The 22,606-nt window shown below is 70.4% G+C and carries 21 protein-coding genes and 1 tRNA gene; 8 read left to right on the top strand and 14 right to left on the bottom strand.

Translation table 11 applies throughout. The features are described 5' to 3' along the window. Positions 1 to 46: 46 nt before the first annotated feature. Genes KNO15_RS12190 through KNO15_RS12205 form a run of 4 tightly spaced genes read left to right on the top strand, consistent with a single transcriptional unit; the run spans position 47 to position 3,827 of the window. On the top strand, positions 47 to 1,204 hold the full coding sequence (locus KNO15_RS12190; RefSeq protein WP_241704008.1) for a Gfo/Idh/MocA family protein: 1,158 nt from the start codon (positions 47 to 49) through the stop codon (positions 1,202 to 1,204). Beyond that, positions 1,201 to 1,938 carry a ThuA domain-containing protein gene (locus KNO15_RS12195; protein WP_241704009.1) on the top strand — a complete coding sequence of 246 codons (738 nt, stop codon included), beginning with the start codon at positions 1,201 to 1,203 and terminating at the stop codon, positions 1,936 to 1,938. The genes KNO15_RS12190 and KNO15_RS12195 overlap by 4 nt, the downstream gene beginning before the upstream one ends. Positions 1,939 to 1,980: 42 nt before the next feature. After that, positions 1,981 to 3,021, top strand: a complete 1,041-nt coding sequence (locus KNO15_RS12200) for a Gfo/Idh/MocA family protein (protein ID WP_241704010.1) — start codon at positions 1,981 to 1,983, stop codon at positions 3,019 to 3,021. 35 nt (positions 3,022 to 3,056) lie between these two features. After that, the gene (locus tag KNO15_RS12205) at positions 3,057 to 3,827 is read left to right on the top strand and encodes a YqaJ viral recombinase family protein (RefSeq protein ID WP_374113168.1); all 771 of its coding nucleotides are present in this window, start codon (positions 3,057 to 3,059) and stop codon (positions 3,825 to 3,827) included. Between the two features lie 10 nt (positions 3,828 to 3,837). Here the strand turns inward: KNO15_RS12205 and KNO15_RS12210 are convergent, their stop codons facing one another. The 10 genes from KNO15_RS12210 to KNO15_RS12255 all read right to left on the bottom strand — a co-directional run bounded on the left by KNO15_RS12210 (position 3,838) and on the right by KNO15_RS12255 (position 12,234). Then, the gene (locus KNO15_RS12210; protein WP_241704011.1) at positions 3,838 to 4,530 is read right to left on the bottom strand and encodes a DUF998 domain-containing protein; all 693 of its coding nucleotides are present in this window, start codon (positions 4,528 to 4,530) and stop codon (positions 3,838 to 3,840) included. A gap of 129 nt (positions 4,531 to 4,659) precedes the next feature. Then, positions 4,660 to 5,196: a GNAT family N-acetyltransferase gene (locus KNO15_RS12215; RefSeq protein WP_241704012.1), complete on the bottom strand. Its 537-nt coding sequence runs from the start codon at positions 5,194 to 5,196 to the stop codon at positions 4,660 to 4,662. A 69-nt stretch (positions 5,197 to 5,265) separates the two neighbouring features. Further along, on the bottom strand, positions 5,266 to 7,263 hold the full coding sequence (locus KNO15_RS12220; protein ID WP_241704013.1) for a S53 family peptidase: 1,998 nt from the start codon (positions 7,261 to 7,263) through the stop codon (positions 5,266 to 5,268). 265 nt (positions 7,264 to 7,528) lie between these two features. Then, the gene (gene rplA, locus KNO15_RS12225) at positions 7,529 to 8,218 is read right to left on the bottom strand and encodes a 50S ribosomal protein L1 (protein WP_241704014.1); all 690 of its coding nucleotides are present in this window, start codon (positions 8,216 to 8,218) and stop codon (positions 7,529 to 7,531) included. Between the two features lie 79 nt (positions 8,219 to 8,297). After that, the gene (gene rplK / locus KNO15_RS12230; protein WP_011185322.1) at positions 8,298 to 8,729 is read right to left on the bottom strand and encodes a 50S ribosomal protein L11; all 432 of its coding nucleotides are present in this window, start codon (positions 8,727 to 8,729) and stop codon (positions 8,298 to 8,300) included. 122 nt (positions 8,730 to 8,851) lie between these two features. After that, entirely contained in the window at positions 8,852 to 9,772 is a 921-nt protein-coding gene (gene nusG, locus KNO15_RS12235) for a transcription termination/antitermination protein NusG (RefSeq protein ID WP_241704015.1), read from the bottom strand. Between the two features lie 53 nt (positions 9,773 to 9,825). Further along, the gene (gene secE, locus KNO15_RS12240; protein ID WP_208041092.1) at positions 9,826 to 10,098 is read right to left on the bottom strand and encodes a preprotein translocase subunit SecE; all 273 of its coding nucleotides are present in this window, start codon (positions 10,096 to 10,098) and stop codon (positions 9,826 to 9,828) included. A gap of 42 nt (positions 10,099 to 10,140) precedes the next feature. Next, a tRNA-Trp gene (locus KNO15_RS12245) sits at positions 10,141 to 10,213 on the bottom strand. 145 nt (positions 10,214 to 10,358) lie between these two features. Beyond that, positions 10,359 to 11,027 carry a LuxR C-terminal-related transcriptional regulator gene (locus tag KNO15_RS12250; RefSeq protein WP_241704016.1) on the bottom strand — a complete coding sequence of 223 codons (669 nt, stop codon included), beginning with the start codon at positions 11,025 to 11,027 and terminating at the stop codon, positions 10,359 to 10,361. A gap of 4 nt (positions 11,028 to 11,031) precedes the next feature. Continuing rightward, positions 11,032 to 12,234, bottom strand: coding sequence for an ATP-binding protein (locus KNO15_RS12255; protein WP_241704017.1), 1,203 nt, complete (start codon positions 12,232 to 12,234; stop codon positions 11,032 to 11,034). 115 nt (positions 12,235 to 12,349) lie between these two features. On the opposite strand from KNO15_RS12255, the gene KNO15_RS12260 reads away from it, so the two are divergent. The 3 genes from KNO15_RS12260 to KNO15_RS12270 all read left to right on the top strand — a co-directional run bounded on the left by KNO15_RS12260 (position 12,350) and on the right by KNO15_RS12270 (position 15,942). Then, entirely contained in the window at positions 12,350 to 13,990 is a 1,641-nt protein-coding gene (locus KNO15_RS12260; RefSeq protein WP_241704018.1) for a PspC domain-containing protein, read from the top strand. A gap of 11 nt (positions 13,991 to 14,001) precedes the next feature. Beyond that, positions 14,002 to 14,541: a hypothetical protein gene (locus KNO15_RS12265; RefSeq protein WP_241704019.1), complete on the top strand. Its 540-nt coding sequence runs from the start codon at positions 14,002 to 14,004 to the stop codon at positions 14,539 to 14,541. Between the two features lie 453 nt (positions 14,542 to 14,994). Further along, positions 14,995 to 15,942 (top strand): nucleotidyltransferase family protein, encoded by a 948-nt coding sequence (locus tag KNO15_RS12270; RefSeq protein ID WP_241704020.1) that lies wholly within the window; start codon positions 14,995 to 14,997, stop codon positions 15,940 to 15,942. A gap of 21 nt (positions 15,943 to 15,963) precedes the next feature. Here KNO15_RS12270 and KNO15_RS12275 read toward each other — a convergent pair whose 3' ends face one another. From KNO15_RS12275 to KNO15_RS12290, 4 genes are read right to left on the bottom strand one after another with little or no spacing between them, the layout of a single operon-like run. Beyond that, positions 15,964 to 18,084 (bottom strand): acyltransferase family protein, encoded by a 2,121-nt coding sequence (locus tag KNO15_RS12275; RefSeq protein WP_241704021.1) that lies wholly within the window; start codon positions 18,082 to 18,084, stop codon positions 15,964 to 15,966. Between the two features lie 43 nt (positions 18,085 to 18,127). Next, positions 18,128 to 19,540 (bottom strand): sugar transferase, encoded by a 1,413-nt coding sequence (locus KNO15_RS12280; protein ID WP_241704022.1) that lies wholly within the window; start codon positions 19,538 to 19,540, stop codon positions 18,128 to 18,130. Continuing rightward, positions 19,540 to 20,622 carry an LCP family protein gene (locus KNO15_RS22880; RefSeq protein ID WP_241704023.1) on the bottom strand — a complete coding sequence of 361 codons (1,083 nt, stop codon included), beginning with the start codon at positions 20,620 to 20,622 and terminating at the stop codon, positions 19,540 to 19,542. The genes KNO15_RS12280 and KNO15_RS22880 overlap by 1 nt, the downstream gene beginning before the upstream one ends. Further along, complete coding sequence (locus KNO15_RS12290) at positions 20,619 to 21,182, bottom strand: arsenate reductase/protein-tyrosine-phosphatase family protein (RefSeq protein WP_308220439.1); 564 nt, start codon at positions 21,180 to 21,182, stop codon at positions 20,619 to 20,621. Before KNO15_RS12290 ends, KNO15_RS22880 begins: the two co-directional genes overlap by 4 nt. A gap of 279 nt (positions 21,183 to 21,461) precedes the next feature. Here KNO15_RS12290 and KNO15_RS12295 point away from each other — a divergent pair, with 279 nt between their 5' ends. After that, complete coding sequence (locus KNO15_RS12295; protein WP_241704024.1) at positions 21,462 to 22,574, top strand: hypothetical protein; 1,113 nt, start codon at positions 21,462 to 21,464, stop codon at positions 22,572 to 22,574. Positions 22,575 to 22,606: the final 32 nt, after the last annotated feature.

Genomic DNA, 22,606 nt, shown 5'->3' on the forward strand with positions numbered 1-22,606 from the left:
ACCACCCGCCCGGACCACCCCAGCACCACCCCTCGAAAGGACAGCAGTGACCACCGAATCCAAGACCCTCCGCGCCGGAGTCGTCGGCCTCGGCTGGGCCGGCCAGCAGCACATGGACGCCTACGCCTCGCTCCCCGGAGTGGAGCTCGTCGCGATCGCCGGCATGGAAGACGGCCCCCGCGCCGAGCTCGGCGAGAAGTACGGCGTCGCGCGCCGGTACAGCGACTGGCGCGACCTGGTCGCCGACGGCGACCTCGACGTCGTCAGTGTCGCCGTCCCGACCTTCCTGCACGCTCCCATCACCGTCGGCGCGCTCGAGGCCGGCATCCACGTGCTGAGCGAGAAGCCGATCGCCCGCACCGCCGCGGAGGCGCAGACGATGGTCGACGCCGCCCACCGCTCCGGCCGCGTGCTGGAGGTCGCCTTCAACCACCGCCGCCGTGGCGACATCGAGGCGCTCAAGGCGGCCATCGACGCCGGCCAGATCGGGCGGCCGTACCACGCCAGGGCGACCTGGCTGCGTCGCGCGGGCATCCCCGCGCTCGGCAGCTGGTTCACCAACCGCGAGATGGCGGGAGGCGGCCCGCTGATCGACATCGGCGTGCACGTGCTCGACTACGCCCTGCACCTGTTCGGCGAGCCGCGCGTCACGGCGGTCTCGGCCGTCACCCACTCCGAGCTCGGGGTGCGCGGGCGCGGCGGCGCGAAGAGCGACAAGCAGCACGTCGGGTCCGCGTACGAGGTGGAGGACCTCGCCAGCATGCTCCTGCGGCTCGAGGGAGGCGGCTCGATCGTGCTCGAGACCAGCTGGGCGGCCTACCGGCCGGCGGGCGACGAGTTCGGGATCACCCTCTACGGCACCGAGGGCGGCGCCGACCTCCGGGTCGTCGACTACGCTCCGGCCGGCGAGCTCACGATCTTCACCGGCGAGGGCGAAGAGGTGGAGGACATCGCGGTGACCGCCGACGCGGGACGCGGTCATCTCGCGGTCGTCGAGACCTTCCTCGAGCACGTCGCCGACGAGGCCAACTGGGCGCGCTGGGACGGCTCGCTCGCGCTCGACCGGGCGCGCGTCATCGACGCGGCCTACGAGTCGGCGCGCCGCGGTGCCGAGGTGCGGCTGAGCCCGGCCACCAACGGCCTCGACGACGCGGGGGCGGACACCCCGACCACGGACAGCAGCACAGAGACCACGGAGGCATGACCATGACCGCACTGCGCGTGACCGTGTGGAACGAAGGCGTCCACGAGACCACTCAGCCCGAGATCGCCGCGATCTACCCCGACGGCATCCACGGCGCGATCGCCGCCGGGCTGTCCGAGCTGCTCGGCGACGAGACCGCCGTGCGCACGGCGACCCTCGCCGACCCGGAGCACGGGCTCACCGAGGAGGCGCTCGCCGAGACGGACGTGCTCCTCTGGTGGGGCCACATCGCCCACGACCAGGTCTCCGACGAGGTCGTCGAGCGCGTCCGCCGCCATGTGCTGGGCGGGATGGGCCTGATCGTGCTGCACTCCGGCCACTTCTCGAAGATCTTCATCCGGATGCTCGGCACCACGTGCTCGCTGCGCTGGCGCAACCCGGAGGGCGGCGAACGGGAGCTGGTCTGGAACGTGAACCCGACGCACCCGATCGCGCAGGGCGTCGACCAGCCGATCGTGATCGACGCGCAGGAGATGTACGGCGAGTTCTTCGACATCCCGGCCCCGGACGACCTGGTCTTCATCAGCTCGTTCACCGGCGGAGAGGTGTTCCGCTCCGGCGTGACCTTCACACGCGGTCGCGGCAAGATCTTCTACTTCTCGCCGGGCGACCAGGAGTACCCGGTCTACTTCCACCCGCAGGTGCGGCGCGTGCTGGCCAACGGCGTGCGCTGGGCGGCGCCCGTCGCCGGTGCGCGGACGGCCCCGGAGGTCTCCAACCCGCAGCCCGTCTGACCGGGTGACGGGGGCGGGCCGGCGGCGGTGCAGACTGGACGCATGGTCGACCTCCTCACCGCCCTCCCCGCTCCCCGCCACACCGACCCGGCCGATGCGCCGCCCCTGCGCTGGGGCGTGATCGGGCCAGGCGTCATCGCCGGCGACTTCACGGACGCCCTGCACGCGCACACCCGGCAGCGGATGGTGGCCTGCGGCTCCCGCTCGGCCGAGCGGGCGGCCGCATTCGCCGCCGCGCACGGGGTCGAGCGGGCGCACACGTCCTACGAGGCGCTGGTGGGCGACCCCGAGGTGGACGTCGTCTACGTCGCAACACCGCACAGCGAGCACCTCGAGCACGCGCTCCTGGCCATCCGGGCGGGCAAGCACGTGCTCATCGAGAAGCCGATGGCCGCGGACGCCGACCAGGCCAGGCAGATCGTCGCCGCCGCCAGGGAGGCCGGAGTCTTCGCCATGGAGGCGATGTGGACGCGCTACCTGCCGCAGACCGACATCGCGCGTCAGCTTCTGGCCGACGGCGCCCTCGGCGAGGTGCGCGTCGTCACGGCCGACTTCGGAGGCCGGGCGACGTTCGATGCGGCCGGCCGCCTCTGGGATCCGGCTCTCGCGGGCGGCGCCCTTCTCGACCTCGGCGTGTACGTGGTGTCCTGGGCCTCGTTCGCGCTCGGCGCGCCCGCCGGCATCATCGCGACGGGCACCCTCGCCCCGACCGGCGTCGACGAGCAGGCCGCCCTCGTGCTGTCCTCCGCGAATGGAGGCCAGGCCCTCCTCAGCACGGGCCTGCGTGCGGGCACGCCGTCGCTCGCGACCATCTCGGGGTCGGACGCCCGGATCGAGACCGACAGCCCGTTCTGGGCGGCGAGCGGTATCCGCGTCCGCCGATCGGACGGAGCCGTCGTGCACTGGACGGACCCGTACAACCGGCCGTACCGCCAGGGGATGTCGTACGAAGCGGCCGCTCTCGCCCGCTATGTCGCGGCCGGCCGCACCGAGTCGCCGCTGCACTCGCTCGACGAGGCGGTCTCCACCCTGGCCACCATCGACGAAGCCCGTCGTCAGCTCGGCGCCGCGGGCGTGGGCTGACGGCGCACGTCGGCCGCGCGAGGCAGAATGGAGGGGTGTTCGACCGCTCCGCCGCCCCCACCGCCCCTGAACTCTCCAGGCGCGACAGCGACCGGCGCGAGCTCTACCGGCCGGGAGTGCTGGCCGACCTCGGCCCGCGCACGTCGGCGCCCGCGCCGCGTCCGGTCGTCCCCGCCGTGCCGGGCGCCGAGGGTCACCTCGCCCGCGTCGTGGCGTCCTCGAGCGATCGCGTCGGCTGGCTCCGCGCGCGCAGCCGCGGGATCACCGCGACCGATGTCGCCAAGCTGTCCACCCAGCAGTCGCTGCGCGCGGCGGTCACCGAGAAGCTGAACGGCTCGGGATTCTCCGGCAACGTCTTCACGCAGCACGGGCGCGTCCGCGAACCGGAGATCGCGGCCTGGGTCGCCGCGACGCACGGCATCCAGCCGTCTGACCTGCTCTTCCACGCCGAGCGCGACCGCCGCCATCTGGCGACGCCAGACGGGCTGACGGTCCGCGAGGGAGGCCGGATCGAGCTCGCCGAGATCAAGACCACCAACAAGCCGTTCAACAGCATCCCGCGGTCCTATCTGCGCCAGATCTGGTGGCAGCAGTACGTCCTGGGCGCGGAGCGCACGCTCTTCGTGTGGGAGCAGCACGACCGGTTCGTTCCCGTGCACGAGGAGCCGCAGTGCCACTGGGTCGACCGCGACGATCGCGAGATCGCCCGCCTCGTCGCCCTGGCAGGCGACCTGATCGAGCTGCTGCGGCAGGCGACGGCACCGCGGGCGACTCCCGGTGCCGCGGCGCAGGCCGCCGCCGGCTAGTCGATCGCGATCAGTCGGTCACGACCGGCACCCGCGCCAGCGCCAGGGAGTAGACCGCGATCCAGGAGACCGCCACGGTCGTCCCGATCAACTCCAGCCAGGCGCCGACATCCGTTGCGACGTGAACGAGCGCGAGCAGGCCACCCACGATCGTGATGGCCGCCACCGCGATGCAGCTGATCAGCGAGAAACGCGCGACCCGCGGCAGCCGCGAGGCGAACGCCACCTGCAGCATCGCGAAGCACGCGGCGGCGAACCCGAGCACGGCGGACACCGTGTGCACGAGATCCTGGATCGTCGACCTCGGATCCACGAGAGGGACAGGGCAGTAGGACGTGCAGGTCACCTGGGACGCCAAGACGAAACACACCGCGGCGAATCCGAGACTCGCCGCCGGGGCCCATCGGTCGAGCAGTCGGTGCGACGAGCGCACGTGACCGCTCGCGAGCGCGACGGCGAAGCCGCCTGCGGCGATGAGCAGCAGGGCGATGGCGAACGGCCCGGCGGTCGGGGCTCCGACGGCGCCGAGCTCGCTGACGTAGACCGGATAGGGAACGGTCAGCCGCGCGGCCCAGATGATCGTCAGACCGCTGAGGACGCAGACGGTCCCCGCTGCGAGCAGCAGGGGCACGGCGCGCTGCCAGCCGCCGGCCAGCAGAGGCTGGGCGAACGGCTGGCGAACGATACGCAGCAGTCGTCGCACGGTCGCTCCTCGAATGGATCGGGTCGAGGGATTCTAACCGGCGGCACCCTGCGAAGGCCCTGGGATACGCCGCAGTCCCGTGGCCTGACTCGCAGACGGACGACCGGGCCAGCGACCGGGTCGCCGCGATCAGCCGAGCGCGCGCTCCATGACCCAGTCGTTCTCGAGGCGGTCCCCGACCTGGAATCGCTTGCTGCCGACCCTCTCGAAGCCGTGCTTGCCATAGAAACGCTGGGCGCGCGCGTTCTCTTCGTTGACACCGAGCCACACCCCCGCGGCGCCCGCCTCGGCCGCTGCGGCCAGGCTGGCCTCCATCAGCCGACCGGCCACACCTTCGCCGTGATGGCCGGGCATGACGTAGCACTTGCTGAGCTCGGCGGTCGGGCGTACGGAGACGGCGGCCCGCACGTCGTCGTCGCCCGGCTCGCCGAGGTTGACGAGCGTGTAGCCCACGATCGCCCCCGCGTCGTCCTCCGCCACGAACAGGCGGCGCCGGAGGTCGGCCGCGTACTCGGCGAACCGCTCCGGCGAGAGCACGGCAGCGATGAACGACGCCTTGGCCTCCTCCGTCGTGTGCGGCGGGCACGCCAGCGGGAACGTCACTGCGGCGACCTCGGCGAGGGCCTCGGCGTCGGCGGCGGTCGCAGGGCGGATCGCGAGGGTCATCCCGCCAGCGTAGCGGGGCCGGCCGCCTCCACGCGGAGACGGCCGGCCCTGTGCTGCGTCGCGCAGCCGCTAATGCCTGCCCTGGGCCACCAGACTCAGGAGGGTGAACGAGACTCCGCCGAGTCCGGTCACGTCGTCGTAACCCACCGCGGTCTTCAGCGACGTGTCCCGATCGAGCGTGATGAAATACGTGTTCCCGCTCCGTGCGCTGGTGTACACCAGCGCCTTCGGCGGGTTCGGCGGCACCACGTCGCGGAAGGCGCTCGGCAGCACACGCTTCACCGAGTAGAGCGTCGGGTTCGCGAACCCGATCGTCCGTCCGGTCGCCTGCTGCACGATGGCGATCTGCGCTGCCACGATCGGCGTGGCCAGCGACGTGCCGCCGTAGGTCTCGTTGACGTAGGCGCCGGTCGCCAGGGTGGTGTCATCCACGATCGGGCTGAGCCCGATCTGGAACCCGGTGTACGGGTCGGCCAGAGCGGCGACGTCCGGAGAGACCCGGTAGCCCTTGCTCAGCGCCTGCGGCACGATGCCGCGCTGATAGTCCGGCGCCGGGAAGACGGCGCTGACGCCGCCTCCCGCCCCACCGGCGAACAGCGATCCCGGCAGCGGCTCGGCGTACGCCAGCGTCCCGTCGGCGTTCTTCACGATCTTGTCGAGCTGGTCGCCCCACCCGGTCTCCCAGGCGTTGCGGCCGTTCTTGTCGATGCCGAGGCTCGTGCCGCCCACCGAGGTGACCCACGGCGAAGAGGCGGGGAAGTCCGGCGACGGGTAGCCGAGGTTCTCGACCTCGTCACCGTTGTCGCCGCTCGAGAAGTACAGACCGATGCCTTCGCCGGCCGCCTGCAGCTGGATGTTGACCTCGCCCTGGATCACGTCGGCCGGAACCGCCTCGCCGATGTTGCCGTAGCTGTTGCTCACGATGTTCGCCAGCTTGTTGTCGAGGATCTTCGACATCGCGATGTCCAGTCCGCCGCTGCAGTCGGTGCCGCCGACGTAGAGGATGCGGGCCCCCGGCGCGATGGAGTGCACCGACTCCACATCGAGGGTCTGCTCGCTCTGCCAGCCGCTCGGGTACTGGCACGCGGCCTGGTCCGTGAACTCGCTGGGGCTCGGCACCAGCTGCTGGTAGCTCGAGTTGGTGAGCGGCGGCTCGCCGTTCTGCGCAGCGAGGCTGTTCGCGTCCTTCACGATGGTCGGGCTCGCGTAGGCGTCGATGATCGCGACCGTCTGCCCGCTGCCGTTGACACCGCGCTTGGTGAGGTCGGTCAGACCGTAGGCGCTGCGCATCTGCTGCGGGGTGTAACCGCAGTTGTAGGTGGGGTAGGTGGTCTGCCCGTTGTAGGCGGCCGGCACCGTCACGGTGTTCTCACCGATGTAGTGCGAGCACGGCGTGGTGATGACGGGCGCGACCGCAGCGGACTTGCGCTGCACCTGTGGAGCCGCCGAGGCCGGGACGTCGCCCTGCTTGATCGAGTTCGGCCGGGTCATCGTGCGCGACTGCTCGACGCTGATCGCGGAGACCTTGGCCCCGAGCGCCGCGGGAACCGACGGAGCGCTCGACGGAGCCACGAGTTCGTGACCGGCGACCTTGTAGGAGTGCAGCGACGTGCCGAACACCGAGCCGAGCTGCTGGGGTGTGCCGCGGAACACCACGTACTGCCGGCTCGCCGGCTCACCCTGGATGGTGAGACCTGCCGTCTTCAGGAACGCCAGCACCGCGTCGTAGTCCGCCTGCGTCGGCGAGAACCTCGCGATCCACTGCTGCGGGCTCAGCGCCCTGCGATACCCGGACAGCGACGGGTTGGAGACCTGCTTCGCCAGCGTCTCCGCACCCTTCTGGTCGCGGAGGGGGAGGTAGATCTCACCCTGCACTGTGGTGTCGGCTGGAGCCGCTCCCGCATCGTTCTGGGCGGTGGCCCACGAGGGGACGGAATTGGCGAAGGGCACCCGGTCGGCGGCGTTCGCCGCGGATGCCCCTGCCAACGACAACGCCACCACGGCTGACGTGGTGGCGATGATTCCGATCGCCCTCTTGTGGAGGGCGGAGGTGGTGCGAGGTGTCATCAAACATTCCTTCGCTCGGACTGACTCGACTGTGAGACGACGCGCGGTGCGCGACAGGGCGAATATAGCCCGGCCGTTCTACCTCCGCAAGATGGGGTAGACAGGTCTGCCGAAGTCGTTGCCTCTGTGCAACGTTCGCTCACTCCGCCGAGGGGCACGCAAACGCCCCTAAAACCGGGGTTCAGGGGCGTTTGCGTGCCCTTCGACGACGAAACGGGCCGGTCACCGCGTGAGCGGTGGCCGGCCCGTTTGCAGAGCGATGCGCTCAGATGGCGTTGACGTCCAGCGGGATGCCCGGGCCGAACGTGGTCGACACGGCGCCCTTCTGGATGTAACGGCCCTTCGCGGCGGACGGCTTGAGGCGCACGACCTCGTCGAGCGCCGCCTTGATGTTCTCGTCGAGCTGCTCGGCGGTGAAGCCGGCCTTGCCGACGACGAAGTGCACGTTCGCGTGCTTGTCGACGCGGAACTCGATCTTTCCGCCCTTGATGTCGGAGACGGCCTTCGCGACGTCAGGGGTGACCGTGCCGGTCTTCGGGTTCGGCATCAGGCCGCGCGGGCCGAGCACCTTGCCGAGACGGCCGACCTGGCCCATGAGCTCCGGGGTGGAGACGGCCGAGTCGAAGTCGGTGTAACCGCCGGCGACCTTCTCGATCAGCTCGGTGCCGCCGACCTCGTCGGCGCCCGCGGCGATCGCGGCCTCAGCGGCCGGGCCCGTCGCGAACACGATGACGCGCGCGGTCTTGCCGGTACCGTGAGGAAGGATGACGGTACCGCGGACCATCTGGTCCGCCTTGCGCGGGTCCACACCGAGCTTCAGCGCGACCTCGACGGTCGAGTTGAACTTGGCGGAACCGGTCTCTTTCGCGAGGGTGACAGCCTCGGTGGGGGTGTAGAACTTGCCGGCCTCGATCTTGTCGGCCGCGGCCCGGTAGGCCTTGGACTTCTGTGCCATGAGATTTCTCCTCACGAGAATGTGGTGCGAGCCTGGCCGGCTCTGCCACGGTGATGTCTGGATGACGTGGGGGTCGGGCTTACGCCTCGACCGTGATGCCCATCGAACGGGCGGTGCCTGCGATGATCTTCGACGCCGCGTCGATGTCGTTGGCGTTGAGGTCGACCATCTTCTGCTCGGCGATGGCGCGCACCTGCTCCTGGGTCAGCTTGCCGACCTTGGTGGTGTGCGGGACGCCGGAGCCCTTGGCGACGCCGGCCGCCTTCTTGATCAGCTCGGCCGCGGGCGGGGTCTTCAGGACGAACGTGAACGAGCGGTCCTCGTACACGGTGATCTCGACCGGGATGACGTTGCCGCGCTGCGACTCGGTCGCCGCGTTGTACGCCTTGCAGAACTCCATGATGTTCACGCCGTGCTGACCCAGGGCCGGGCCGATCGGCGGGGCCGGGTTGGCAGCGCCGGCGTTGATCTGAAGCTTGATCAGACCGGTGACCTTCTTCTTCGGTGCCATGTCTCTTCCTTCTTTGTGTATTCGAGCCCGTGGGCGTCACGCCCGCGCGGCTCTCCCGGTTTCTCGGCCCTTCCGAGACCCGGTGGTTCGTAAAACAGTGGGGAGGCTCTGAATGATTCCCGTCAGAGCTTCGTGACCTGGTCGAAGCTGAGCTCGACCGGCGTCTCGCGCTCGAAGAGGGAGACCAGCACGGTGAGCTTGCCGCTCTCCGGCTTGATCTCGCTGATCGAGCCAGGCAGGCCCGCGAACGAGCCCTCCTTGATGGTGATGGTCTCGCCGATCTCGAAGTCGACCTCGGCGGGGATGACGCGCGCGGCGGCCTTCTGGCCCTTGGCGGCGCCCTTGACCGGAGCCTGGTCGACCTGCACGAGGCTCTTGAGCATCGAGAAGGCCTCCTCGAAGCGGAGCGGCGTGGGGTTGTGCGCGTTGCCGACGAATCCGGTGACGCCGGGCGTGTGGCGGACGACCGACCAGCTGTCCTCGTTGAGGTCCATACGCACCAGCACATAGCCGGGGATGCGCACGCGGTTGACCATCTTGCGCTGGCCGTTCTTGATCTCGACCACGTCTTCCATGGGGACCTGCACCTCGAAGATGAAGTCTTCCATGTTCATCGAGACCATGCGGTTCTCGATGTTCGACTTCACGCGGCGCTCGAAGCCGGCGTAGGAGTGGATGACGTACCACTTGCCGAACTTGGCGCGCAGCTCGGCGCGGAACTCCTCGTAGGGGTCTGCCGCGACCTCGTCCTCGTCTTCGACGGCCTCCTGGGCGGCCTCGGCCTCTTCGGCAGAGTCGACCTCGAGGGCCTCGTCGACGGCACGGTCGGCCTCGGGGTCGACGGCCTCGGCCATCGCGTCGAGCACGGCGTCGAGGTCGATCTCGGTGCCGTCTTCGGCGACGATGTGCAGCGCCTCGTGCTCCGCGGGGTCGGACGACTCCTCGTCGCGCTCCAGGACATTGCCCGTCTGCGCCTCGTCGTCTTCGGACGACTGCTCGGCAGCAGTCGCCCAGTCCACGTCGTCGCGGTTCGTCTCAGACACTGAATTCATTCCATTTCTGTCGGTATGGCCGTGCGGCCGGTCGGCTGCTGGGTCTATTTCGGATGTCCGAAGACCCACACCACGCCGAGACCGAACACCCAGTCGAGCAGGGACACGATCGCCATCATGATCACCACGAAGACGAGCACGACGCCGGTGTAGCTCAAGAGCTCCTTGCGCGTCGGCGTGACGACCTTCTTGAGCTCGCCGATGACCTGCCGGATGAACAGGGCGATCCGCGCGAAGGGGTTGCGCTTTGCCGCGCGCTCCTTCTTGGCGTTGGCGACGATTTCCTCGCTCGGCTCGTCGATTACCTTTCGGGCCACCTCGTTACACCTTTCGTGGACCGGCATCGGAATGCCGGTTTGCAGGGCGGACAGGAATCGAACCTGCAACCTGCGGTTTTGGAGACCGCTGCTCTGCCAATTGAGCTACCGCCCTAGGGATTGTGAACCGCGACACCCTCCTGGCATAGCGAAAATAGGCGCAGAAAAGCTTGGCGGATTCAACCACCGCACCCAAGTGTACGGGACACCACACCCCCTCGCAAAAACGCGCCGGGGGTTGCACGCCCGCCCGCATCGACCTAGAGCAGCTTGCGCTCGAGCGCCCAGGCGGTGAGCTCGTGACGCGACGAGAGCTGGAGCTTGCGCAGCACAGCGGAGACGTGGGTCTCCACCGTCTTGACCGAGATGAACAGCTCGGCGGCGACCTCCTTGTAGGCGTAGCCGCGCGCGATCAGGCGCATCACCTCGCGCTCGCGCGCCGAGAGACGGTCGAGCTCGTCCGTGGTCTCGGCCTGCTCTCCCGCTGTCGCACCGAACGCGTCGAGCACGAAGCCGGCGAGCTTCGGCGAGAAGACCGCGTCTCCGCCGGCCACGGCGACGACCGCGTCGCTCACCTGACGCCCGGAGCTGCCCTTGGTCAGGTACCCGCGGGCGCCGGCCCGGATGACGCCGACGACGTCCTCCGCCGCGTCGGACACGCTCAACGCGAGGAACCGGGTCCCCGCGCTCTCGGCGACGGTGCGACGGAGCACCTCCGCGCCGCCTCCGCCCGCGCCGCCCGGCAGGTGCACGTCGAGCAGCACGACCTCCGGCCGGGTGCGGAGGATCGCCTCCACCGCCCCGTCGACGTCCTGTGCCTCAGCGACCACGTGGAGGCGGTCGTCGAGGTCTGCGCGGAGGCCGGAACGGAAGATCGAATGGTCGTCCACGATCACGACGGTGATCGGACGCGGCGTCTCGTCGGTCATCTGCTCATTCTCGCTCTCCGGGCAGGTCGACCGTGAGATGGATCTCCGTGCCGGTCTCGCGCGAGGTGACCGTGGCGCGGCCGCCCGCCCGGCGCATCCGGCCGATGATCGACTCCCGCACGCCCAGGCGGCCCTCCGGCAGCGCGTCGATGTCGAAGCCGGGGCCGCGGTCGCGGACGAAGACGTCGACGGACCCGCCGCCCGACTCGATGTACACCGACACGTCGCCTCCCGCGTGCCGCGCAGCGTTGAGCATCGCCTCGCGGGCGGCGGCGGCCAGCTCCGCCGGCGCCCGGTGAACGGGCTCGCCCGCGCTCACCACGTCGAAGTGCACCGCGTGTTCGACCTCCAGCGCCGCCGCGACGGAGCGCAGCTCTGCGGCGAGGTCCTCTGCGTCGGGAACGGCACCCTGGGCCGCCTCGGCATAGAGCCAGTCGCGCAGCTCGCGCTCCTGCGCGCGGGCGATCCTGCCGACCTCGCTGGAGGCTCCCGCCCGGTTCTGGATGAGCGCGAGCGTCTGCAGGACCGAGTCGTGCAGGTGCGCCGCCATCTCGGCGCGCTGCTCCTCCCGCACGCGCGCGGTCCGCTCGGCGATCAGCTCGGTCCAGAGCCGGAGGGCCCAGGGGCCGACCATCACGGCCGCTCCGGCGAACGTCGCGCCGATGATCGCGAGCCACAGCAGGCCGGACGAGCGTCCCGCCTGCAGCCCGCTGAGCACCAGCGCCAGGGCGACGAGGAACCCGCCGGACGCGAGACGGAACCCGGCGGGCGAGAACGTGGACGGCGCAGTGCCTTCGTCGTCGACGAACTGGTCCCACAGGACGGCGGCGACCAGCAGGGCGATCGACGCGACGACCGCCCCGACTGCCGCTTCGGGGTCGCCTGCAGCGACCAGCACGATCGCAGCCACTCCGGAGGCCGCGCCGCCGACGGCGAACACCCACGGGACGTTCACCCGTCGCCTGACCCGCTCGTCCGAGCTCCCGGGGGCCGGGTCGCGCAGTGGGGTGAGCGCCCACAGCCAGAGGTAGAAGAGCACGCCGGCACCCCCGAGGAGGGCGGTGCCGACGAGGATCCAGCGCACGGCGGCCACCGGCCAGCCGAGATGGTCGGCGAGCGCGACGCTCACCCCGCCGACCACGCAGTCGCGCGGCCGCGCCAACGGCGTGCGCGTGGCGCGCTCGCCGGGCAGGGGTGCTGAGGCCATACCTGGAATCCAAGCAGACGGGACCGCCGCCCGACAGCCGAGCGGGAAGGAATCAGGGTCCGCTCAGGGTGACCCCGGATAGCGGGAGATGCGCCGGGCGCGCCACGATCGAGTCATGGTGAACGACGGCACGACCCCTCCTCCTCCCGGTGCGACGCCTCCGGGTGCGACTCCTCCCGGTGCGACGCCTCCTGGTGCGACGCCTCCGGGCCAGACGCACACACCGTCCGGCCCGTACGGCGGACCGCGGACCGGCTTCTCCGGCCGCGGCACCCGCTTCTTCGACTGGATGCGCGGTCTCGGCGTCACGCGCACCGACGGTTGGATCGGCGGCGTCTGCGCCGGCATCGCGTACCGCATCGGCATCGACCCGCTGATCGTCCGCGGAATCGTCGGGGTCGCCGCCCTGCTCGGCGCCCCGGTCGTCCTGCTCTATGCGATCGCCTGGGCCCTGCTGCCCGACCGCGACGGCCGGATCCACCTGCAGCGGCTGTTCGAGGGCGAGTTCGAGGCCCCGATCGTGGCCATCGGCGTGCTGATCGTGCTTTCCCTCCTGCCGTGGTCCAACGGGATCTGGTGGTTCGGCGGCCCGTTCGGTCACGACCCGGGCTGGTTCGACGTCGTGGGCCGCGTCTTCTGGACCCTCATCGTGCTCGGCGCTGCAGCCGCGCTCATCGTCGTCGCCGTGCGCAACGCCGACCGGCGATCGGGCGGGAACGCCGGCGCGCCGGCACCGTCCGCAGGCGCTGCGCCGTCCACCACGAACGTGTCGCCCACCACGAACGCGTCGGCTTCGCCGGCATCGCCCGTGTCGCCCGCCGCAACTGCTCCGGCGTCCGCGGCAGCCGCCGCACCCGCGGCACCGGCCGTCGCGATCGCCTCCGAGCCGGCGGCGCCGCCCGCACCCGGGGCGGGAGCGAGCGAGCAGGAGGTCGCCGACTGGCGCGACCGTCAGGCGCAGTGGCGGGCAGAGCACGAGCAGTGGAAGCAGCGCCTGGCCGAGGACATGCGCGCCGTGAAGGCGCAGCGCTCCGCCGAGCTGAAGGCGCAGGCGTCAGCGGCCAACGCCGAGGCCGAAGCGCGCCGGGCGTCCTATCGCGCCGCCAACCCCCGGGTGGGAGCGGCGATCGGGTGGCTCGCCGTCGGACTGGCGCTGGTCGCGGCCTCCCTCACCGGAGCGTTCTGGGGCGCGCTGACCGGCCTGCCCGGTTACGCGCTCACGGCCTCGCTCGCCTCCGCCACGCTCGTCTTCGGGGTGACCGTGCTCATCGCGGGGATCGCCCGCCGCCGGAGCGGTTTCCTGATCTTCCTCGGCATCCTCCTGGCGGCGCTCACCGCGGTCGCCGCGCTGCTGCCGACCTCGCCCGGCGTACGCCTGGACGCCAGCGTGAGTTCCCGGTCGCAGCTGTCGGTCGCGCCGTCGGGAAGCGCCAACTACCTGCAGGCCTGGGGTGACACGACCATCGATCTGAGCCGGGCCGTCAGGTCCTCCCGGGCTCCCGTCGTCAACCTGGCGAAGGGCCCCGGCGAGACGACGGTCGTGGTCCCCGACGACGCGACGATACGGCTGGAGGCCGCGACGGTGTCGTCGGTGACCGTCATCGATCCGGCGGGGGGACGCCAGGTGCATCACTGCGATCCCGCGTTCCTCGGCGGCTGCGACACCGACCTGGTCGTCGGTCCGGCCGCGACTCCGCAGGTCGTCGTCCGCATCGCACAGGTCGACGGCGTGCGCGTCGAACGAGTCCAGAAGTGAAGGAGCACGATATGACCACGAACGCCGACGACCCCACCTCCGGCCCCGACGAGACGAGCTCGACCGAGACGAGCTCCCCCGCCGTGACACCGACCGACGCCCCGCTCGAACAGGGACCCGCCGAGACGATCTCGCTCGACGAAGCCGTCACCCCGAGCGCCGACACCATCTCCCTCGACGAGCCCGCGGCGTCCCTCTACGAGCCCGTCGCGCCGGCACACCCGACTCCGGCCCCGGCCGCCCCTCCCACGCCGACCCGGCCGCCTGTGCACACGGGCGCCTTCTCCGTGCCCCCGACCGGCCGGCGTCGTCCGCCAGTGCGCTGGGCCGGCATCGTCTGGGGCGTGCTGCTCGCCGTGTTCGCGGCAGTGACCCTTTTCGTGGTCTCGTCGCCCGCCCGGCTGGCCGGTGTCACCGTGTGGGTCAGCACGCTCACCCCGGGAGCGGCGTGGGCGCTGTGGATCGCGCTGCTCGGACTCGTGATCGTCGTGTCAGCGCTGCTCGGCGCGATCGGAGCCGCGCAGCGGAGTCGCCGTCGCCGCACGTTCTGACCTGTCGCGGTAGCGGTGGTCCCGGCCGAGGGCGCACAGGCAGTGGACGCGGATCGTCCGCCCCGTCTCGCTCATCGTGTGGAGTTCGGTGTGGCCGGGACCGGCTGTCTTCCTGGCGCTCATCGGCGTTGTCCCCCTTCGTGGCGTTCGTGCGTCCATCGTCGGTGACGCGATCGTGGGGATCGCCGTGCCCGGTGGCCGCACGGCCCTCCGGCCATCGACTCTTCGCCACCGAGTTCACCCCGGTCACCGGCGATCACCTCCTGGCCGTTCCGGGACGCGGAGGACCACACCGGCGGAGGCCGGGCGCCGCTCGGCGACTATGAAGAGAACACAGACACGAGGCGTTCGGATCCTCAGCGCACCAGCAGAGGATCCCGCCCGAACGTCGAGGCCTCCACGCTCGAGACGCCGACGACGCCTCGCCCGGCCGCAGGAGGTGGAGTGAAAAGAATGGTGAAACACGCAGGGCTCCGGTCCTCGCCGCTGGCCGTCTCCACCCTCCTCCTGACGGCCGCGGTCGCCCGTCTCGGGGCAGCCGACGGGATCCGCCTGCTCGTCATCAAGGGCGTCGTCGCGACGGAGTACGACCTCCGGCGCCCTCGGGCGAGCAGCGACGTCGACGTCGTGGTGGCGCCCGACGACTTCGACGCGTTCGTCTCGACTCTCGAAGCGCGCGGCTGGGTACGACGGGCACACGATCCGGACACCGACACCTTCCCGCTGCACAGCGTCAGCGTCTACCACCCGAACTGGGCCGCGGACATCGACGTGCACTTTCGCTACCCGGGGCTCGAAGCACCGCCGGCCGAGGTCTTCGACCTGCTCTGGGCTCAGCGGACGACCTTCTGGTGCGGCAACCAGCCGGTCCTCATCCCCGGCCTCGCCGACGCGATCACGATCGGCGCCGTCCACGCCATCCGGTCGATCTGGTCCGAGAGCCACCGTGCCGAACTCGACTACCTCGTCCGGCGCTGCCGGCGCATCGACACCGAGCTCCTGATCGCGCGAGCGCGCGAGCTCGGAGCGCTCGCGACGAGCCGTCCCTTCCTCGAGCGCCTCCTGCCGATGCACTCCGACATCGAATGGGGAGAGCCCTCCGCCGAGTGGCGCATGCGAACGGAGTTCCCGGAGGCGATCGACCGCCGGGTCCTGCTGTGGAAGCAGGCGACCCCTCGGGAGCGTCTGACGAAGCTCCGGCACGCGCTCTTCCCGTCGGTCTCCGCCCTCGTGAAGCAGACCACCCGGAACCGTCTCGGCCCCGCCGAGCTCGTCGCGAGCTACCTGGCCAGGTGGGCTCGCGGTCTGCGGGTGCTTCCGCGCGGGCTCGTCACCCTCGCGCGTTCCACCCGGCGGGCGCCGACACATCGCACCGACCGAGGCCGTCGCCCGTCTCCCTGATCGCGTACGGCGGAGACAGCGTCACGGACGGATGGCCGCCGCGAGGACGATTCCGAGACGCTCCGAGTAGGCGGAGCTGAGATGCCCCCGGTCCACCCGGATCGGGGTCCCCGCCGCGAAGATCGGGCAGACACCCGACGGCGCGCAGAACCACGCGCGAGTCGAGATGAACTCGACATCGCGCCCGGACACGGCCTCGGCACGCGCCGCCGCGGCCTCTGCTGCCGACTTCGCCTCCCAGGCCTCCGACGGTGTCGTCTCGCAGGTCGCGGGCGACAGGACGCGCAGCGCGCAGTCGATCGGAGCCGGTCCCTCTGGCGGAGACTCGAGCACGAGCGTGCGCGGAACCCCGGCGAGCGCACGGAGCATGTCGGCCGTTCCTGCCCGCCACGAACCGCCAGGATCGGCCGTACCGACCTGTCGTTCGAAGCTTCCCACCGCTGACGAGAGCACCACCAGGTCGGGGCTCGCCGCGAGCGCCCGGTCCACCGCCGCGGTCCGCGCCGAGTCGCACTCGTCACGGAAGGCGCGGTGGCGGGAGGCCTCGTCGACGGTCACATCCGCCGCCGGACAGCTCTGGAACGTGATGGCGATGATCCGCCACCCCGCGAGAGCCGGCTCGAGAGCAGGAAGCCAGCTCGCCGCGATGGAGTCGCCGAGGACGACAGCCGTGCGATCGCCCGCCGGGTCTCCCAGGACGCACTGCGCCGACATGCGCTTCACCTTCGCGGCGATATCCCCGCTCGTGTCGGAGAGGCAGCCGTGCTCCCAGGCCTGACTTAGGGAGCTGTCGGCGCGGGTCAGATTGCCGATCGGTGGCGAGAGGTCCGGCCAGCTCGTGCTCATCGCCGCCGTGGTGAGGGCCCTCGCGAGCTCGTCGGCCGACGGGAACGACGGGGCGCCGGCGACCTGGTTGGGCTGCGGCTTGGCGAAGCTCGGACGGGGCGCCCACGGGAGGGTGCACGCCACGACGAGCGCGAGCGCCAGGCTCGCTCCGAGCACACGGTCCCACCGGAGCGCGCGTGTCGGCCGCTTCGGCGAATCGCTCACCGAGGCGAAGACACGTTCGGCTCCGGCGGAGCCGAACCGGGAATGCCGGAAGGGCGTCTCGATGAAGCGGTACGAGAGCGCGGAGAGGACGACCATCCCGACGAACGCGAGCGCGAGCTGCCACGGCGTCTGCGACGGGCTCATGACGACGAGGAAGATGATGACCGGCCAATGCCAGAGGTAGAGCGAGTACGAGATCTTGCCGAAGAACCGCGCCACCGGGTTGGTCAGCGCGAACTGCCAGCGACCCGGCCGATCGGAGAACAGGATCGCTGACGTCCCCAGCACCGGGAGCGCAGCCCACGGTCCGGGGAACGTCGTCGACTCGGTGATGGCGAAGGCGGAGGCCACGATCACGCCGAGTCCCGTGAGCCAGATGACGGCGTGCGCCCGGCCGCCGAGTGCTGCGGAGACGCTCTTCGGAACGAGCGCCACGAGCGCGCCGGCTCCCAGCTCCCAAGCGCGGGTCGTGGTCGAGAAGTACGCGAACGTCGGGCGGAGCTCCGATTCCACGCAGGCCGCGACGAACGAGACGGCCACTCCGATCAGCAGGCCGACGATGAGTGCTCGTCGACGGGCGGCCGAGCTCCGGAAGAGGGCGGCGGCGAGGATGAGCAGCCAGGGCCAGAGGAGGTAGAACTGCTCCTCGACGGAGAGCGACCAGTAATGCTGGAACGGCGACGGGACCGAGGTCGTGGCGAAGTACTGCGTCCCCCGCCTGATCAGGTTCCAGTTCTCGACGAACGCGGCGGAGAACACCGCATCCCACGTGGTCTCGATCGCGCGCACCGGGAAGAAGACGAGCCAGCTGGCGATGGTGGTCACGGCCAGGACGATGAGGGCGGCGGGCACGATCCGCAGGAACCGCCGCCGATAGAAGTCGACGAAGGAGATCGTGCCTTTGAGCTCGAGCTGACGGATCAGGATTCCGGTGATCAGATAGCCCGAGATCACGAAGAAGACGTCGACCCCGATGAACCCGCCCTCCGGCCAGACGATCAGATGGCTGCCGACGACCAGCAGAACCGCCACACTGCGGAGGCCCTCGATGTCCGTTCGGAAATGCCCCCTGGTCGTGGTCGGGGTGCTCACGCTCACCGTTGCCGTCATGAGGAAGCACCGGCTTTCGATCGCATCAATAGGCGCCGTTCGGCCGGATCATCACGGCGACGGTCTGGAACATGATGTGCAGGTCTCCGCCCAGCGACCAGTTCTCGACGTAGAAGAGGTCGAGCCGGACACCCTGCTCCCAGGTCAGATCGGATCGGCCGTTGACCTGCCAGAGGCCGGTCATCCCCGGCTTGACGATCAACCGGCGGAGGCTGGCCCGGTCGTACTCGGCGACCTCGGACGGCAGTGGAGGCCGCGGCCCGACAAGGCTCATCTCCCCGCGCAGGACGTTCCACAGCTGCGGGAACTCGTCGATGGAGGTCTTGCGGAGGAGCCGGCCGATCCGCGTGACTCTCGGGTCGTCCTTGATCTTGAACAGCGGGCCGGACCCCTCGTTCTGATCCCGGAGGTCATCGACCTCGCGCTCCGCCCCGATCCGCATGGTGCGCAGCTTGTGGATCGCGAACTCCTTGCCGTCGCGGCCGATGCGGGTCTGCTGGAAGAAGACCGGCCCCGGGCTGTCGAGCTTGATGAGGAGCGCACAGACGGCGATGAGGGGCAGTGCGACGAGCAGCCCGAAGAAGCTGAACACGAGATCGAAGGCCCGCTTGCCACGCCGCTTGGTGATGGACCGATCAGCGGGCTCGACCTCGATGATCGGCAGTCGCTCGATCGGGTGGAACTCCGCGCGCGGGGCGGCGAGCTCCGGAACGTCGACGGAGAGCCACACCACGGCACCGGAGCCTTCGACGTCCCAGATGAGCTGGCGGACGTTCGTCTGCGCCCGCTCCTCCGTGAGAACGATGACGTCGACGTCGTTCTCGGCGATGAGCTCCAGGAGGAGTTTGCGGCGACCGACCGTCTCGACGGGCGCCGTCGCGACGATGCTCACGCCGACGGGCGAGATCGACTCGTCGAAGACCCGGGCGAGGTCGCTCGCGCGCTTCGGCGTACCGATCACGAGTGCGCGTCGCAGGTACCTGCCACGGGTGCGGTGCGCTCCGATCCACACACGGCAGACGACCCGGACGATCAGCAGGCTCACGAGGCCGATGGGAAGCGCACCCGCCAGGTAGGCGCGCGAGAGGTCGACCTCGAAGACGAGAGCGATGATGGCCAGGAGCGCGATCACGAGAACCGTCGCCTTGATCGGCGGGAGCAGGGATGGCCCGTTGAGGCGCTTCGGCCAGGTCACCCAGCCGCCGAAACCGGCGACGGCGATCAGCCAGGTCAGCACCAGCACCGTCGAGACGACCCAGTAGGTGGTCTGGAGACCGCCGAAGCTGACTCGGCCCTCCCAGTGACCGAAGCGGAGCACATGGGCGGCGGTGACGGCCAGGACGATGGCCGCCGCATCGGCCACGGCCAGCGAGATCGCCGAGCGCTCACGCTTGCTCAGGGCGCGGTCCTTGGTCTCGGTCTGCAGGGAGGCCATCATCAGCGCACCCCCGATCCGAGTTCGCCGCTGGTGAATCGGGCGATGAGGTCGTCGTCGGCGAGCGCCTTTCGGACGATCGCGAGACGGGTCTCGTCGACTTTCACGATCGATTGGCCGTCGGGTGAGCTTCCGGTGCCGGCCGTGGGCAGCGTGAAGGTATGGATGGAGTCGTTGTTCAGCCCGCGCGAACCGAGCGCGAGGCCGGCGACCGTCGCCGAGGTGAGACCATCGTCCGCAGCGATGTACCGGGCCAGCGTTCCGACGGCCGACTGCAGCTTCAGCGGATCCGAGAGCGTGCCCGTGTTGATGAAACCGAGGACCAGAGCCCGGATGAATGCCTGCTGATTCCGGACGCGCTGGTAGTCCGCGTCGGCGAACGAGTAGCGCTCTCGGACGAACGCGAGCGCCCTCGGCCCCTCCACGAGGTTGTATCCCTTCTGGTAGCTGTAGCCCGGCATGTTCCGGGACTGGAACGCCTTGTCGGACCACACATCGACGCCGCCGAGAGCGGTCGCGATCGAGCCGAACCCTCCGAAGTCGACGAGCATCACGTGATCGATACGGGTGTCGAGCAGGGACTCGACGGTCTGCACGGCGAGGGGGACGCCTCCCCAGCTGAAGGCGGCGTTCAGCTTCGCCGTGCCGTGACCGGGCACCGGTACCCAGAGGTCGCGCATCATCGACATGACCGTGATCCCTGAGCCGTCCTTCGGCACATTGACGAGCATCATGGTGTCCGACAGCTCGCCCGTCGCCTTGCCCGACAGGACGTCGCCCAGCCCCGATCGTGAATCCGAGCCGATCAGCAGGATGTTGGTCGCGCCGTTGCTCGAGCGTGGACGTGTGTCGTCTCCAGGGAACGCGTGCGCGATCCGGGTGACCCCGTTGTCGAACGTGCCGCCGAGCCAGATCAGGTACCCGCCGATCAGGGACACCGGGAGCACGACGATCAGTGCGACGGCCGTCAGCCAGATCCAGAGCGCTCGGCGTCGACGACGCTTGCGCTGCTGACGTGCGGCGCGTGCGGTCTGCCGCTCCTCCGCGGAATCGAAGATCGCCTCCAGGTCGTCGAGATCGCTCACCGCGCCACCCCGGCCAGGAGGTCGATCACCGGAACCACGCGCGTGGCCATCGCGGCGAACGCGGAGTCGGATCGTCCATACGGGTCGGCGATGTCGTCGTCGGCGGCGGGCCTCAGGTCCCCGGCCCTCCGACGCTGGACGGCCGACGCGACGAGCCGCTGCCACCGATCGCCGTCCGCGGCCGACCCGGGCTGCGCCAGCTCGGCCGCGGCGCGCCCGAACTCCATCAGGGAGAATATCCGCGCGAACGCCGACGGTTCGAGGGAGGCCGCGCGCTCGCAGTGCTCGACGGTCATCCCGAGGATCAGGTCGGCCTCGCGCAGCATGCGCTCTTCGAGCTGCCGCGCGATGAACCCATCGGGATCTCCGCCGTTGGCCCGGACCAGCAGGCGCGTCTGCGAAGACATGCCGCGCCCCACGACCGCTCGGGTGCCTGCGCTGCGCACGGAGACCCCTCCGCCCGCCGCAGCGACGCGGGCGGCGAGGACACGCTCGGCCATCGCGGACCGGCAGATGTTGCCTGTGCACACGAAGAGCACGGAGAACGGGCGGGTGGGCACTGGAACCTTCCTCGGGGGGTCGTGCCGGACAGTCGGCGGAGCGGGGGGAGAGAAGGGAAGTCTTGCGCGACGGATCCCCGTCCCCGGGCTTTCTTGCCGTGCCTTCTGGCCCACGACGGGCGGTTTCACCTCCGATATCCACCCGTCGCGATGGTCGGACGCCCGCCGGTCACCTCGGATGTCGTTCCGGGTATCCGCGCCCCGGTCGTCTGCCGTCGGCTCGCTGGACGACTCGGCGTGTGGATACTGGTCGGACTCGTCTCAGAGGGGACCCGGAGCATGCCTGTCGAACAGACCGAACCCGCGCGATCGCGCACGCGGGTCGTGCGCGCGTTGGGTCGCCGGGTGCGCGTCAGCGCGACGGGTGCCGGCGCCGCCGAGTTCTGCTCGTGCTTCGAAACGGCGTGGGACCTGCTGCTCGACGACGACGCCTCAGCCATCGACGACCAGGTGCCCGTCGTCGTCCCGGACGCGACGGAGGCCACCGTCGCGGCACGCATGGCATCGGTCGAATCACAGATCACACTGGCGGCCGTCCGGGGGAACGTCGGGGCAGGACTCCTCTTCCACGCGGCCGCGATGACCGATGCTTCCGGCTCGGCGATCCTCCTCGTCGGCCCGTCCGGCGCGGGGAAGACGACGGCCGTGCGTCATTTCGGGCGTCATCACGGATATCTGACCGACGAGATCGCCCTCGTGCACGGAGACGCGCTGGTCCTCTCCTACCAGAAGCCGTTGTCGCTCGTCGGCGCTCCGATGCCGACGAAGGTCCAACGGTCGGCGAACGACCTGGGCCTCGCGCCGGCGCCCTTGCACGATTCGATGGTCGAACGCGTGGTCGTACTCGACCGGCGACTGGACGCCGACAAGGGAGCGTCGGTGCAGCGGCTCGGCCTGACCGAGAGCGTCTTCGCCCTCGTCCCGCGGCTCTCGTCGCTCACCGCGACCCCACGGCCGCTCGTCTCGCTCGGTCGACTCGTCGCCCATGTCGGAGGTGTCGAGCGGCTGACGTACCGCTCGATCGAGGACCTCGACCCTCGAGCCGTTCCGACATCGCCCCCGCTCGGAGCGGACGCACTCGGCTTCACGCGCCCCCTCGGGTCCACGCCGATCGCTCCGGTGTCGAGCGCTCCCTGTCGACGCCTGGTCAGGACCGTCCCTCAGGACGCCATCGAGACCTCCGACGCGCTGATCGTGGCGTGCGACAGCACGGTGACCGCGTTGGCCGGCATCTCGCCGACCCTCTGGCACGAGACGGCGACTCCGCGATCGATGACGGAGGTGCTGCGGGCCGTGCGCGAGGTGCACGGCCGACACGACCGCGACGAGGCGATCACGACCTCGAACGTGGACGAGCTCGTCGAGCGTGGGATCCTGCGGTGGCTGCCGTGACTCGCGGAGACCACGCGTCCCCGCCAGCAGCA

Origin of the sequence: Leifsonia shinshuensis (genome assembly GCF_022606355.1) — a bacterium.
Classification (GTDB): domain Bacteria; phylum Actinomycetota; class Actinomycetes; order Actinomycetales; family Microbacteriaceae; genus Leifsonia; species Leifsonia shinshuensis_B.